Annotated in this window: 14 protein-coding genes; 1 reads left to right on the top strand and 13 read right to left on the bottom strand. The window is 57.5% G+C overall.

What is annotated here, in order from left to right:
* Positions 1–168 precede the first annotated feature (168 nt).
* The 8 genes from gstA to nagAd form a co-directional block, all read right to left on the bottom strand.
* Complete coding sequence (gstA, locus tag TK49_RS07985; RefSeq protein ID WP_026437506.1) at positions 169–774, bottom strand: glutathione transferase GstA; 606 nt, start codon at positions 772–774, stop codon at positions 169–171.
* A gap of 58 nt (positions 775–832) precedes the next feature.
* Entirely contained in the window at positions 833–1,432 is a 600-nt protein-coding gene (locus tag TK49_RS07980) for a 2-hydroxychromene-2-carboxylate isomerase (protein ID WP_032489823.1), read from the bottom strand.
* A 182-nt stretch (positions 1,433–1,614) separates the two neighbouring features.
* Positions 1,615–2,652 carry a dihydrodipicolinate synthase family protein gene (locus tag TK49_RS07975; RefSeq protein WP_045786210.1) on the bottom strand — a complete coding sequence of 346 codons (1,038 nt, stop codon included), beginning with the start codon at positions 2,650–2,652 and terminating at the stop codon, positions 1,615–1,617.
* Between the two features lie 57 nt (positions 2,653–2,709).
* Complete coding sequence (locus TK49_RS07970) at positions 2,710–3,345, bottom strand: OmpW/AlkL family protein (protein ID WP_045786209.1); 636 nt, start codon at positions 3,343–3,345, stop codon at positions 2,710–2,712.
* A gap of 71 nt (positions 3,346–3,416) precedes the next feature.
* Positions 3,417–4,334: a 1,2-dihydroxynaphthalene dioxygenase gene (nahC, locus tag TK49_RS07965; RefSeq protein WP_045786208.1), complete on the bottom strand. Its 918-nt coding sequence runs from the start codon at positions 4,332–4,334 to the stop codon at positions 3,417–3,419.
* Positions 4,335–4,359: 25 nt separating this feature from the next.
* Entirely contained in the window at positions 4,360–5,811 is a 1,452-nt protein-coding gene (locus TK49_RS07960) for an aldehyde dehydrogenase (RefSeq protein WP_045786207.1), read from the bottom strand.
* A 48-nt stretch (positions 5,812–5,859) separates the two neighbouring features.
* A complete protein-coding gene (gene nagB, locus TK49_RS07955; protein WP_045787804.1) occupies positions 5,860–6,639 on the bottom strand; it encodes a 1,2-dihydroxy-1,2-dihydronaphthalene dehydrogenase NagB in 780 nt (259 codons plus the stop codon).
* Positions 6,640–6,702: 63 nt separating this feature from the next.
* Positions 6,703–7,269, bottom strand: coding sequence for a naphthalene 1,2-dioxygenase system small oxygenase NagAd (gene nagAd / locus TK49_RS07950; protein ID WP_045786206.1), 567 nt, complete (start codon positions 7,267–7,269; stop codon positions 6,703–6,705).
* Positions 7,270–7,390: 121 nt separating this feature from the next.
* Here nagAd and TK49_RS07945 point away from each other — a divergent pair, with 121 nt between their 5' ends.
* Positions 7,391–8,686: an ISL3 family transposase gene (locus tag TK49_RS07945; RefSeq protein ID WP_045785873.1), complete on the top strand. Its 1,296-nt coding sequence runs from the start codon at positions 7,391–7,393 to the stop codon at positions 8,684–8,686.
* A gap of 87 nt (positions 8,687–8,773) precedes the next feature.
* Here TK49_RS07945 and nagAc read toward each other — a convergent pair whose 3' ends face one another.
* From nagAc to TK49_RS07920, 5 genes are all read right to left on the bottom strand, one after another.
* On the bottom strand, positions 8,774–10,117 hold the full coding sequence (nagAc, locus tag TK49_RS24095; RefSeq protein WP_082076300.1) for a naphthalene 1,2-dioxygenase system large oxygenase NagAc: 1,344 nt from the start codon (positions 10,115–10,117) through the stop codon (positions 8,774–8,776).
* Between the two features lie 88 nt (positions 10,118–10,205).
* Positions 10,206–10,520 carry a non-heme iron oxygenase ferredoxin subunit gene (locus TK49_RS07935; protein WP_045786205.1) on the bottom strand — a complete coding sequence of 105 codons (315 nt, stop codon included), beginning with the start codon at positions 10,518–10,520 and terminating at the stop codon, positions 10,206–10,208.
* Positions 10,521–10,531: 11 nt separating this feature from the next.
* Positions 10,532–11,017: an aromatic-ring-hydroxylating dioxygenase subunit beta gene (locus tag TK49_RS07930; protein ID WP_045786204.1), complete on the bottom strand. Its 486-nt coding sequence runs from the start codon at positions 11,015–11,017 to the stop codon at positions 10,532–10,534.
* 2 nt (positions 11,018–11,019) lie between these two features.
* A complete protein-coding gene (locus TK49_RS07925; RefSeq protein WP_045786203.1) occupies positions 11,020–12,282 on the bottom strand; it encodes a Rieske 2Fe-2S domain-containing protein in 1,263 nt (420 codons plus the stop codon).
* Positions 12,283–12,327: 45 nt separating this feature from the next.
* On the bottom strand, positions 12,328–13,314 hold the full coding sequence (locus TK49_RS07920; RefSeq protein WP_045786202.1) for a 2Fe-2S iron-sulfur cluster-binding protein: 987 nt from the start codon (positions 13,312–13,314) through the stop codon (positions 12,328–12,330).
* Positions 13,315–13,340 lie beyond the last annotated feature (26 nt).

Here is a 13,340-nt window from a genome sequence, read left to right as displayed (position 1 = left end):
TCAGACCAAAGCAAGTATCGGCAATTTCTGAATCCGACCGCAGTCGGAAAAAGGGGCTCGTAATCTGTGTGCATCGAAATTTGATCGAGGCCGCTGCCCACGGCTGCCCCGCGGCATGGCTGGCCGCTCATGGAGGCTGGCCATGCTTTATTTATTTCTCTAAAAAAATCAGATCAAACCTTCAGCCGACAATGTGGCCCGGACTGCTGGACGTTCAGCCACGCGGTTGAGGTAGCCTTGCAGGCCGGGCCAAGGCGAAAGGTCCACATTCACGTAAGCCCCCCAGCCAAGCACAGTAAACAAGTAGGCGTCCACCACGGAAAAGTCGTTCCCCATGGCCCAAACCTTGTCACCGAGCATCTGCTCGGTATGGGCAAGACGGCTTTCCAATTGGGCCTTGATGACTGGCTTGGCATCCTGTGGAAACACCGGGCTGAACAGCGCTCCGAAGCTTTTATGCAATTCGGTGGAGATGAAATTCAGCCATTCCATCAGTCGGTAACGCTCCAGCGAGCCAGCTGCCGGTGCCAGGCATTTTTCTGGCACACGGTCAGCGAGGTATTGAACGATGGCCGGCCCTTCGGTGAGCACCTGCCCATCATCCATTTGCAAAGCGGGGACACTGCCCACGGGATTGACGGTCTTGTAATCAACACCAGTCTCAGTCACCTTGGTGCCGAGATCAACCTTTTCTAGCTGAAAGTCAAATCCACCTTCACGAAGGATGATGTGAGGCGACAATGAACATGCGCCGGGGCTGTAATAAAGCTTCATGAGACTCCTTAAAATCAAGGCGTGGTTGAAAAATCAGAAAAATCGATGCACTGAGAATTTATGGTTGCGTTTCCTTTTGCAACCTGCTCTCAAGCATGAAAAGGCGGTCATTTCCCCACCACATTTGATCATCCCAAAACACGGTGGGAACCCCGAAAACCTTTCGGTCAATGGCCGCCTGCGTCTCTTCGTCGTATGCCTTGGCGGCATTTTCGCTGTTCAAAAAATCTTCAAATTCACCGAGATCCCAGTTTAGCTTGTCGCATACCTCAGCCAGCAAGCTATCAGCATCCAGTGCCCACCCTTTCCCCCAAGCCGAATCGAAAACAAGGCGAACATATTCAGCGGCTCGCTCCCTGGCTGCCGGGTAATACAGTCCGGCATTCACCCGGCGGCTGTTGAAGTTAGGGGGGAAAACCAACGGAATCCTATAGAGATCGGCCCATCGCTGCAAATCCACCTTTAAGTAGTCAAGCTTGACCTTGAGGTCCCGATTGGATGGCCCGATGTTGCCAATGGCCGTTTTTGCTCGCGCCAAATCAATGGCGTGATACTGGATGGAGAATCCATAACGCCCGGCGAGCACCGACAAACGGTGGTTGGCCAGATACGAAAATGGGCTCAAAAAATCGAAATAAAAATCGACCATCACGATCATGCAATCCCAACAAAGAGAAGATGGCAATAGTGTGAGATTGCTTCAGGGCGATCGGTGCACCCTGCGCTTGTGGCGCTTCCACTCTGTACTGGCATATTTTTAACTCGCCGACTGCACTAATCCAGAAAACCTCCAGATCAGCAGGTTGTGCTGATCGGAGATGTCTGACTCAGGGCCTGGACTTACTTCTTTTTCGAGTTGGTTGCCGTTTTGGTTTTCCTCAATTCCTTGGCATACTTGGTATGCAGTGCGGCCCAGGCCTTGCCTGATTTTCGGGCACCTGCAAGGTATTCGTCGGGAACCAGCGTATAGGGTGGCCGGCACGGCCCCGCCTTGAGCCAGCCGGCCGCGTCCATTCGTGCTTTTTCGAGGCCAATGTTGTATTTTGAGAATTCCGAGAAATCGCCGCGTGGAAACAGTGTGGCATCGGCTGCGCGCATGTCATCTGAAATAGCCTTGGCCTTGGCCCAATCACCGGTCTTTTTGGCCTTTACCACCTCATCGCGCAGCACAAGGGCGGTCGCTGGGCCGCACATGGAACCGCTAGACCAGAAAGCAGTTATGCGCTCGGGATTGATCCGGGCCGCAGCGTAGTAGTCATCCTCATGCGGAAGGAAGCGAATATTTGGGGCCAATTTCAGATCCAAGTCCAGCATCCCGATGCCCAAGTACTTGGCTGTGACAACCTGCGGGATTTTGGACATTTCGGCCCAAAACGGGCGAGGAAAATCAAATTTGAAAGCCTCCGGGTTGGCGTAGACAGCGATGGCTGCATCTGGCACTGCTTCCGCCACATCGCGATAAAATTGCACGGCAGTAGGCAGATCCATCTTCACCCACATCGGCACGCCGAGCATTGTTCCTTGGGCGCCAATGTCGATCAATTCGCGGGTCTGGCGTATGACTTCACGGGTATTCAAGGCCGTTGTGCCGCAGAAGTAGGGCACTCGACCGCGCGCGGTTTCCACGACCGTTGAAACAAAATCCCGCTTCTCCTCCCACGTCAGCGTCGCGCATTCGCCAAAGGTGCCGTGGCTCAGAATGCCATTGACGCCGGCCGCAATCAACTCCTCGACAATCCGGGCCGTCTCGTCGAGATCGACCGTGTGCGTGCTGCGCCAGTCCGAGGCATCCGGCGTGGACGGGGTCGGCATGATGACCCATACGCCTTGAATATCCGCGGCGGTCAGGCGCACCGCTTTGCTCGTCTTTCTTGTCATTCAAATTTCCTTTGAAAATGGTGATGCAAACAGAATTTTGGAATCAATGTGGACCGATCAGAATCTCCGGCCAATCGCAATCGACGTCAGCAGCGGATTCAACGTTACGCGGGCTGTAGCAACTTGAGGCCCAAGAAACCCCGATGCATCTGTTTTTAGATAAAGTTTTCGGATATCAAAGCTGACGAACCAGTCGCGGTTGATGTTCGCTTCTGCACCGATGTGGAGCACAGGTGCCCACGCATGATCTGCATCGAATGAGGTCAGATTGGCATCTTTGCTTTTCAGAATTCGGGTGTAGTTGATCCCCGCCCCCACGTACGGGCGAATCAATCCCATCTGCGGCAGGTTGTAGGTCGCCGACAAAACCGCAGGAGCATATTGGACACGGCCCAGCAAAATCGGGGGCAGCGTGCCTGCGCCTGTCACTTTTGTGGTGGGTGGAATGCCAACAATTAATCGCGCGTTCCAGTTATCGTTAATGATGTAGCCGAAGTCAAATGTCAAAGCGTTGTTGTCACTAGCGTCAGCGCTTCCACCCGGAACCCTTGTTCCGTCAATCGAAACTTTGGCGCTCGCATCGAAGGCTACGTTGGTGGCGCCGATGCGATATGACCAACGGGAATCCTCGGCATATGCGGTGCTGAGCATCAGCATCCCAAGTCCTGCGAGGGAAATGGCTTCTTTGATCATCATTGTCTCCTTTTGTTATATGGAACAGAATGGGAAAAACAGATGCGATCGATTTCGCATCTTTTGCATGGCTAGCTCAGTTTGACGTCCAATCCATAACCGGTGGCCTCGATGGCGTGACCGAAAATGTCGCCGACGTAATATTCCGATTCATCAATGGCGGGGGCGCCTCGCCACCCAGGTTCGATCAGCCAGCCGGAAGGTGTTGCCCCGTAGAACGTCAGCGCCTTATCGTTGGAATGGATGCCCAATTGCAAGGCAATGTCAATCTTTTCCTTCTTGAAAAGCTGGTATGTGTAACCCAAATCTTCGATATGAGTGTATTCAATCATCAGATGATTGAGGCGCTTGGCCGCAGGCATTGAACCGAAAGCGATGGAATGATCGCGAGCATTGCAATGCATGAACGTCAACTCAGCCGTCATGCCGTTGGGCAAAGGAAGGCGGTACTCGACATCTCCACGAAATCCCAGCAAGCTATAGAACTTACGCGCCGCTTCAACATCATTCTGACGCACGATGCAGTGGCCTAGGCCCTGATCGCCGGTTAGAAATTTTCCGTGCAAGGGACGACCGGGGTGGAAGGGATTGTTCAGGTCAATCCGAGGTCCCCAGAAAATCTCGGTCGGGTTGCCCCCCGGATCTTCTGTCTTCATCAGGCCCAGTACCATCCGTTCTTGTGCTTCGGCTTTGTCGCACACGCGGACTTTGTAGCCTGCGTCCACGAGCTTTTGACCCAATGCCTCGAATTCCGGTTGACCGGCGACACGCCAGCCTAAGTATTCAAGGTCATCAAGGTCATCTTGACCGTTGTGATGAACCACGATCCGGTGGTGCCAATTGTCCATTCGCAGATAGAAGCGATCCTTGTCACCCTCATCGAGGACTTGAAGTCCCAGCATGTTTGCGGCAAAGGATTTCCACGCTGCGGGATCCTTGACCGAAATGCCCATGTACCCCAATTCAATGACAGTTGCTGGCTTGTTCATGGTTTAACTCCTTTGTTGCTTCAGCTTAGAAGGGATACTGCTGCTCGAATGGTTCAATGGTCAGCCACTTGAGTTCCGTGAACTCGTCGATCACCGCGCGTCCGTCGAAGCGGCCATAACCGGTGGCCTTTGTGCCGCCATAAGGCGCCTGCGCCTCGTTCTGTACGGTGGAGCCGTTGATATGGACCGAGCCGTATTCGATCGCCATGCCCACGCGCAGAGCCCGGTTCACGTCCCGGCCAAACACGCCCGATGACAGGCCATATGCACTGTCGTTGGCAATACGGATGGCATCGGCTTCGCCCTTGCACCGGATAACCACAGTGATGGGACCGAAGGTTTCCTCATCGTAGATCTGCATGTCGGCTGTCACGTGGTCCAGGATCGTGGCGGGCATGACTGCACCCTCGGCCATGCCGCCGCACACGACCTTGGCGCCCTTATCGATGGCATCTTTGAACAGAGCATTGATCCGGTCCCCCGAGTTGGGCGACACCATCGGGCCGATGATGCAGTCCCCGGTGACGCATGGATCGCCTGCGCTCAACTGCTTGGTTTTCGCGGCGAATTTCGCGACAAATTCGTCCGCGATCTTCTCGTCGACCACCAGGCGTTCGGTGGACATGCAGATCTGGCCTTGGAACAGGAAGCTGCCGAACACCGCTGCCTTGACCGCCGCGTCGATGTCAGCGTCGTCCAGAACGATCAGCGGGGACTTGCCGCCCAACTCCAGCAAGCAACGCTTGAGATGTTGGGCCGCTTTCTGGGCGATGATGCGCCCCACGCGAGTGGAGCCCGTGAAGTTGATGCGACGAATCTCTTTAGACGAAATCAGCGCATCGGCGATATCGGGCGAGCGGTCCGGGGACGAGTTCAGATAATTGAGCACGCCAGCAGGCAGGCCGGCCTCCTGCAGGCACTTGGTGATCAAAGCGTGCGTGCCGGGGCTGAACTCGGAGCCTTTGAACACAACGGTATTGCCGCAGACCAGCGGATAAGCGATGGCCCGCGCCGCGAGCACGGCGGTGCCGTTCCAGGGAACGATGCTCAAGATGGGGCCGACAGGCTGACGCAGCGTCATTGACAGGGTGTCAGGCTTGTCCGTCGGAATGGTTTCGCCTTGAATTTGGGTGGCCAGTGAGGCGGCTTCCCGGAATACATTGGCCGACAGGTGCACGTTGAACCCCGCCCACAGCGCGGAGGCTCCCACTTCCTTGGCCATCACTTCGATGAACTCGGGCGTTTTGCTCTCCATGACGTCTGCCACCTTCAAAAGAAGGCGCCGCCGCTCCGAAGGCCCAACGGCCTTCCAGGACTTGAACGCCTCTTGAGCGGCTCGAGCCGCATCGACCGCATCGTCCACCGTGGCGTTCGCGCATTGGGTCACGACCTCGCCACTGACAGGGTGCTTGCGATCGAATGACTTTTTGTCACTCGAAGCGCGCCAGGTGTTGTTGATGAACAATTTCGTCTTCATGGGTTGTCTCCTGGGAATGGGGTTGAAAAATCTGATTTGATTGGAAATTCACTTGCGGCCGAGAGCCATGCCGCCATCAATGCTGATCACCGTGCCAGTGATGAACTTCCCTTGTTCCCGGGAGGCCAGCAAAAGGTACGGTGCCACCACGTCCTCGGGCCTTGCCGCGAACCCCAGGGGAGTCAGGCCTTTGATCATGTCATCGATGCCGGGCATGTCTTTCATTTTGGTTTTGTCGAAGCCAGCGCTTGCCGGGCCAGCCAAAGAAGTGACCGTGCCACCTGGCGCAACGCCATTGACCCGGATGTGCGGAGCCAATTCGTAGGCCAACGCCTTGACCATGCCCAGCACTGCATGCTTGCTGGCAATGTAGCAAGAGCCGCCGCCGCCGACCGCATAGGAAGAAACGGAAGCCGTCACCACCACCGATCCGTTCGTCTTTTTGAGCTCCGGCAAGGCCGCGCTGATGCCGCTGAAATAGCTTTTGACGTTGATGTCAAATATCTCGTCGAAACTGCCCGAGAATTTCTCCCAAGGCTCATCGATGCTCAGCATGTAATCCCATATCCCGGCATTTCCGATGAAGCAATCCAGGCGCCCGAACTTGGCAACCGTCTGTTTAACCAGCTTCTCATTGGTGGCGTGATCACGGACATCGCCCGCCACGATCTCAATGGCATCTTTGAATTCACTGCGAAGACCCGCCTCTTGTTCCTCATTGCGAACAAGTGCGGACACGCAATAGCCAGCTGCTTTGAAGGATCGAACCAGTTCCAGCCCGATGCCCGAGCCGGCTCCAGTGATGGCAATAACTTGCTGTGTGCTCATGGCAATAAATTTCTGTTTAAAACAATCAAGGATGACCGCCATCCAGGCAGGCATCCCCAGGGTTCACAGGAAGATCATCATATTGTGGGTTTGGAGAATGCGCTCCGGGTAGTCCACAAAGCGTTCGACCAATTTGATGCCACCACCTTCGATGCGTTTCCATTTGTCTTCCCGCGTTGCATAGAAGACGTCAACTTGATTGCCGCGTCTGGCGCGGTGGAGAATGAGGTTGGAACGCACATGCAGCAGATCCGGTACGATCTTGTCCTTGGCCGCTGTGACATTGGTGACGAAGCGGGTGAAACGGATCTTCGGGCTGTTGGCCCAGTTCTGCGGGTCCATCTGGTGTTCAACTCGAACTTTCAGCTGTTGATAGTTCTCGTTGTAGATGTTCACCGCATCATTCAGTTGGTATCGACGCTCGGAAGTGGAGCGAAGTTCTCGCGAGATCACTTGGTATTTGATCTCGGGGGCAACGCAGTGTTCAAGCCAGGCTTTGTAGGCCTGAATGTCCAACAGATGTGCTTCTCGGGTCAGGAGTGTGGTGACTTCTTGCTGCAGATCGCTGTCGTGCCCGACGAAGAAACGATGAAATTCTTCGGCGTCGTGCGCGGAGAGGTCCTTCGTCATTTCGTGTGGAACCCAACAGTCACAATGACTCCTGGTCGTCGAGCCCGGTGGGCATGTGTGCAGGCCGCTGGCCGGCCTGTGCACATGTCCACGAGGCGTGTTTGATCAGGAGGATGAGTCCATGGGCATTGCCGTAGAAGCTCTGTTCACCAGCGCGCTGGGCTTGCAGCCGCCGTGGGTCGTCGATGACGTCAGGCTCGACACGGCCAAGCGGCGTATCGACTTCGAGATCGGCTGCCACACCAGCAGGCTCGCCTGCCCGGCATGCGGTGCGGCCACGCAACCGGTGCACGACCGGCTGCGCCGATCCTGGCGGCACCTGGACTTCTTCCAGTTCGAGGCCTGGCTGCACTGCGACGTGCCGCGCGTGGCCTGCGGTGCCTGCGGCAAGACCACGCAGGTGGCCGTGCCCTGGGCGCGTCCGGGCTCGGGCTTCACCGCGGCGTTCGAAGCGCTGGCGCTGACCTTGTGCCTGGACCTGCCGGTGCGCCAGGCCGCCGAGTTGCTGCGCTGCAAGGACAAGCGGCTGTGGCGGCGCATCGAGTTCTACGTCGAGCAGGCGCGTGCGCTGGAAGACTTCTCCGGCGTGCGCACGGTGGGCATCGACGAGACCAGCCTGCGGCGCGGGCAGCACTACATCACCGTCGTGCACGACCTGGATCGCAAGCGGCTGCTGTTCGCCACCGAGGGGCGCGAGCACCGCACGGTGGTGGAGTTCGCCGAGGATCTGAAGGCCCATGGCGGCGATCCCGCCCAGGTGCGGCACGTGTGCATGGACATGAGCGCGGCCTACGCCAAGGGCGTGGCGCTGGCGCTGCCCGAGGCGCAGATCAGCTACGACCGCTTTCACGTCGTCTCGATGGCCATCGATGCGATGGACCAGGTGCGCCGCGCGGAGATGGCCACCGACGCGCAGGCGGTGCGAGCCGCGCTGGGCGCTGGCGGCCGCAAGACGCTCAGGCAGCTGCTGTGGGGCATGCGGCGCAACCCCAGCACCTGGAGCGCCCGCCAGCTCCAGGCGATGCACTGGCTGCAGCGCTCGACGCTCAAGAGCGCGCGGGCGTGGCGGCTGAAGATGGCGCTGCGCGAGGTGTACGCACGGGCCACAGCGCACAACAGCATCGAACAGGCCGCATCCGACCTCAGGGCCTGGCTGAGCTGGGCGCGGCGCTGTCGGCTCGAGCCGTTCAAGAAGCTGGCCGCCACGCTCAAGGAGCGGTTCGACGCGGTGGTGCGCGGCATGGTCGATCACCGCAGCAACGCCTTCGTCGAGGCGATGAACGGGCTGCTGCAGCAGGCCAAGCGCGCCGCGCGCGGCTTCAGGACGAGCCAGAACTTCATCGCCATCGCCTACCTGCGCATGTCCAAGCTCAAGCACCTGCCGGCCAGCCCATTCGCGCCGGCGATGCCCCAGTGACAGTGTTGCTTTCCACACGAAACGACATGGAGCCCGCGGAGACCAGCTTGTCTTCCTGGGTATTGATCATCATGGTTGGCTCCTGGATTAGCGATCAGTCGTCTTGGTGAGTTCGGTGTGCCAATTTCGGGAGGCATTTTCGAACTCGGCCCAATTGGAGCTGCTGATGTGAGCCTGGTAGGCACGGTAGAATCCGCGATAGCTGGTTTCGCCGATTGCCGATTTGCCAACGACGCCCGGATAGCATTCGTCGCCGTAGACGTCCTTGCCGAAACCCAAATTGGCAATCAGATCACTGTTGCTGGATTGGTATTTCTTGGCATTTTGCGACTCCGTCTCCATGTTGTCGTTGTCGTCGCTTTCCCAGAATCCTGCTGGTCCGAAAGTGCGCTGAACCGCGTCAGCCAAGCGACGCTTTAAGTCCTCAGGCATGTCTTTTTCCACGATGGCATACGTCCAAACCTCGGTCGTGTTTTCATCGATCGGGTTCCAGACCTTGAAGACACCGGAGCAGGTCAAAATGCTGTTGTTCGGGAAAATCGTGCAGTTTAGATGGCTGCGGTAAATCCGTGCCCGGACATCGCCGATTTCCTTGGCGAGTTTTTCCTGTTTTGCGCCGCCGAATGCCATCATTTCGGGAACCAGATCAGCGCTGTGGACACCGGAGTAGGCGTCCCACAATACGCCCATTCCACTGCCATACTTGCTGGTCATTTGTAAGCCCGCGCCTTCGGGTGGAAGCATAGCGTTGCCCGCAAGAGGGGTAAATATCGACTGACCTGAGCGCAAAGACGATGCGTGCGTCCAACCAACGTGGTACGCGTCACCCACAAAGTTTTCCGCAGGAGCCTTCCAGTTGGCCTTGATCACCACTTTGCCGGGGGGGCCTACAAGTTCCAGGCCACCAGAGTACTTGAAGATGGGTTCTAAGTACCAGGCTGCATCACCCAGATAATCGATGAACGGGGGAGCTTCTGCATCAAAACAGCCGTAGATAAAACCATGAAAGCTTTCGATGCGGGGGACTTCTTTCAAGCCCAGGCATTTCTTTTTGATCGCATCGCCGTACAACTCTTTTTCAAAGGGAACGCTTTGCAGTTCGCCGTTGGAACCGAAGCCCCAGCCGTGGTAGCTGCACACAAAGCCTTTCGCATTTCCGGCTTCAGCGTGAACTAGTGTCTTGCCCCGGTGACGGCAAACATTCAAAAAGGCTCGCACCGACCCATCGTTCTGGCGGGAGACGATGACTTCATCGACGCCCATTTTGGCAGTGACATAGTCGCCGGGGGAGGGAATCAGACTGTCATGGGTCAGAAAAAGCCAGTTCCGCGCGAAGATGGTCTTCATCTCGTGCTGGAAAAGTTCTTTGTCGCCATGAATCAGGTGCTTTTGCGTCAGCCCTGCTTCACTCACTAAGTTTTGGTAACTCATAATTGCTTGTCTCCTCTTGTTTGAAAACGGGTAGTGATTGGGTTGGGTGGGGTGATTTCCGGATTTGGCTTTCCTCCTGCAAAGAGTTTTAGTCCAGCTTGATCATCACGCGCATGTTTTCGATTTTTACGGGGTAGGTTTTGATGTCCTGTGTCAGGGGTGTGCACAAGGCTTTACCCGTGCAAACATCGAATCGGCCTTGATGCAAAGGACATTCAATTTCCCGGCCTTCGAGAAAGCCGTCGCTCAAGCGCGCAGCCCCGTGGGTACACAAGTTGTCGGTGGCGAAGACCTCACCTTCCACCTCATAGAAGGCAATGTCTTTGCCTGCCACGATGGCTCCGACCACATCGCCCTCAGGCACAGCGTCCCGTGCGATGGCATCAATCCAGTTCTCGGACATGTTCTGCAACCTCAAATGGGGTAGATGAGGGAGTTGGGGATCATCTCGCTGTCGTACACGCACAGCCGAGACTGCAGCTTCAGCCCTTCCGGTGTGCGCACGATGACGTCGCGGTAGTAGCCTGCGTTGAAAACCGTGGAGTCCCCATCTAGCTTGGTTCGAATGACCACGTAGTTGGCTTCCGACTGGATGCGCTCGCCACTGACATCACGCTCCACGGACAGGATTCGCGGCGTGCCCACGATGTGGCGCTGGTAGTAGGGGTCGTGGTACATGGTTTCTTTGACGCCGTACACACGGTCGCGAATCATGGCCTTGCTCTCCAGAGCCAGCAGACACAGGGGCAGGCCCTGCTCAAAGTTTTCGCGAGGCTGCAGACGGTAGGTGCCCGATTCGACGAAGAACTCAGGCCACTTCTCCCATTCGGCGGAGTCGCAGACCATGGCGTAGTCGCTGTACAGGTTGAGCAGATCGAAGTACGTCTTGAAGTCGATCATGTTCACTCCCCCATCACTTTGCGCCAGTAGTTGTACATACCGCGAATCAAGGTTTCGGTCACCATGTGGTCGGTGTCCTCGATGTCGTAGCCACCCATTTCCACCACCGTGCGGTGTGACGGGTTCTGCTCGAAGCCCTCCTGCGACCATTCGATCACCTCGCCATCGTCTGCAGAGACGAAACCCGCGGGGCCGAACAGGTTGGCCTGGATCAGGCGACGCTGGTGCATCTCCGGCGTGTCGTCTTCAAAGCCGAAATGGGTCCAGACGAAATCAAAAGATCTGTGCCCGTTGGGCTGGATGTGGCGAGTGGAGACGCTGTTGACCTGCTGCTGGATGATCACACTGGGGAAGATCGTGGTCATCACGGCGGTCGGGCCGCCCCACCAGGGCTCGGGCACGATGTCCAGCAGACGCGGGTCGTTCACCTTCATCTGCTCCTTGAAGCTGTCCACGCCGGACACGACCTCCTCGTTCTTGCCGCCCTGACCGCGCGTGGAGATCATCGCGGCGTGGCGGAATTTGGCGTCCATCTTCAGTTCCGACTTGTTGTCGGCGCGCCAGAGCCCGAAGGTCGAGAACCAGGTGTGCAGCAGGCCCGGGTGGTAGGGGTCCTTGATGTTCTCCTGCATCAGCTTCCAGTTGCCCGGGATGCGCTGGCGGCGGTAGCCCAGGATCTTGAGCTTGCGGCCATTGAAGACGCGATCGAAGTAGTGTAGGATGGTTGGGCCCAGGAAGTCCTCGAAAGGCTCGACATCGTGGTCGAAAGAGGCAAACACTGCACCGCCTCGGGCGGCCACCTTGAGCTTGGTCAGGCCGTGTTCTTCGAGTTTGAAGTCCTTGGGCATGCCGCCGTTGACCTTGCCGTCCTGCTTGACGCCACGGCGGAAGGGCACGCCCTGCAGGTCACCCTTGAGGCTGTAGTTCCACTGGTGGTAGGGGCAGAAGAAGTCCTTGGCGTTGCCGTGGCGCTCGCGGCAAAAGCGCATGCCACGGTGGGCGCAGACGTTCTCCACCACGTTGATGCCGCCATCCGGATCACGCACCATGATGACCGAGCGCTCACCGATCACCGTTCGCTTGAAGTCGCCTGGATTCGGAATCTCGGCTTCCAGGCCTACGTAGCACCAGTGGCCGGAGTAGAAAAAGCGGTCGAGTTCGCGCTTGTAGTGGTCCTCGCTGGTGTAAGCCCAGAAGGGGATCCGGCTGGTGCCGTCTCCTGGCCAAACGGGGTCTTTGGGAAACACTGTCTTGGTTTCACTCATCGTGCGTCTCCTTGGGTGGAATGCACTGGGAACGATCGGTGGGGTTCAGACACCGCTGGGATAGAAGGCATCGGCGTGAACATGCTCCGACGCAATGCCAAGCTTGGCGACGATCAAACTGAGGGCATCGACCATGGCGGGAGCGCCGCACAGGTACGCTCGCCAGCCATCGAGCGACTTAAAATCGCTCTCGATGGCATCGGTGACCAGGCCGCTGCGCCATGCACCGTCCACCGGGCCGGTGGCGACGACAACGTGGACCTTGAGCTGAGGGTGTTGATCGGCCATCGCCTGGAGCCGCTCGGCGTCGTACAGGTCTTCTTGGCTGCGCACACCGAAATAGAGGTGAATAGGGTTGGTCATGCCCTCGGCCAACGCGCCGCGCACGATCGACAAAACAGGGGCCAGACCGGTACCACCGCCCACGCACAGCATTGGGCCGGTGTGCTTGCGACGCAGGTATGCCGTGCCCAGCGGCCCACTGATGCGGATGTTCGATCCGACCTTCAGTTCACCGAAGATGTATTCCGTGACGCGGCCTCCATGCACTTTTCGGATGTGGAACTCCATCTCCTCATCACCCGGCAGGCCGGCCATGGAATATGGGCGGATATGGTCGGGCGTGAACTGCAAAATGGCGTACTGCCCCGGGCTGAATTCCAGCGGCTTGGCCAGCTTGACTTTGATGCGGCGAATGTCGTGCGTGGCCTGCTCGATCGATGTGACCGTGCCCTTGATGATCTTGGCCGGATGGGTAACCACCTCATCCACATCGGGAACCTCGATGGTGCAGTCCCCGGTCAGGGTAGCCTGGCAGGCCAATACCTCACCGGCCTTGGCCGAATGGGGGCGTCCTGTCTCCGGTACGCCGCCCAGCACGCTGCCTTCGATCACCTTGCAGCGGCAGGTGCCGCAGCGACCGGACATGCAGCTGTAGGAAATGGGAACGCTGTGCGCACGCAGCACGTCCAGCAGATTTTTCCCAATCTCTGTCTGCAGCCGCAGCTTCAGTGGCTGTACGACCAGTTCCATGTTGTGCGCTCTCTTTGTCTCCGAAT

Source organism: Ralstonia mannitolilytica, from assembly GCF_000954135.1.
In the GTDB taxonomy this organism is placed as follows: Bacteria; Pseudomonadota; Gammaproteobacteria; order Burkholderiales; family Burkholderiaceae; genus Ralstonia; species Ralstonia mannitolilytica.
This window is presented reverse-complemented; position numbering and strand designations above follow the sequence as displayed.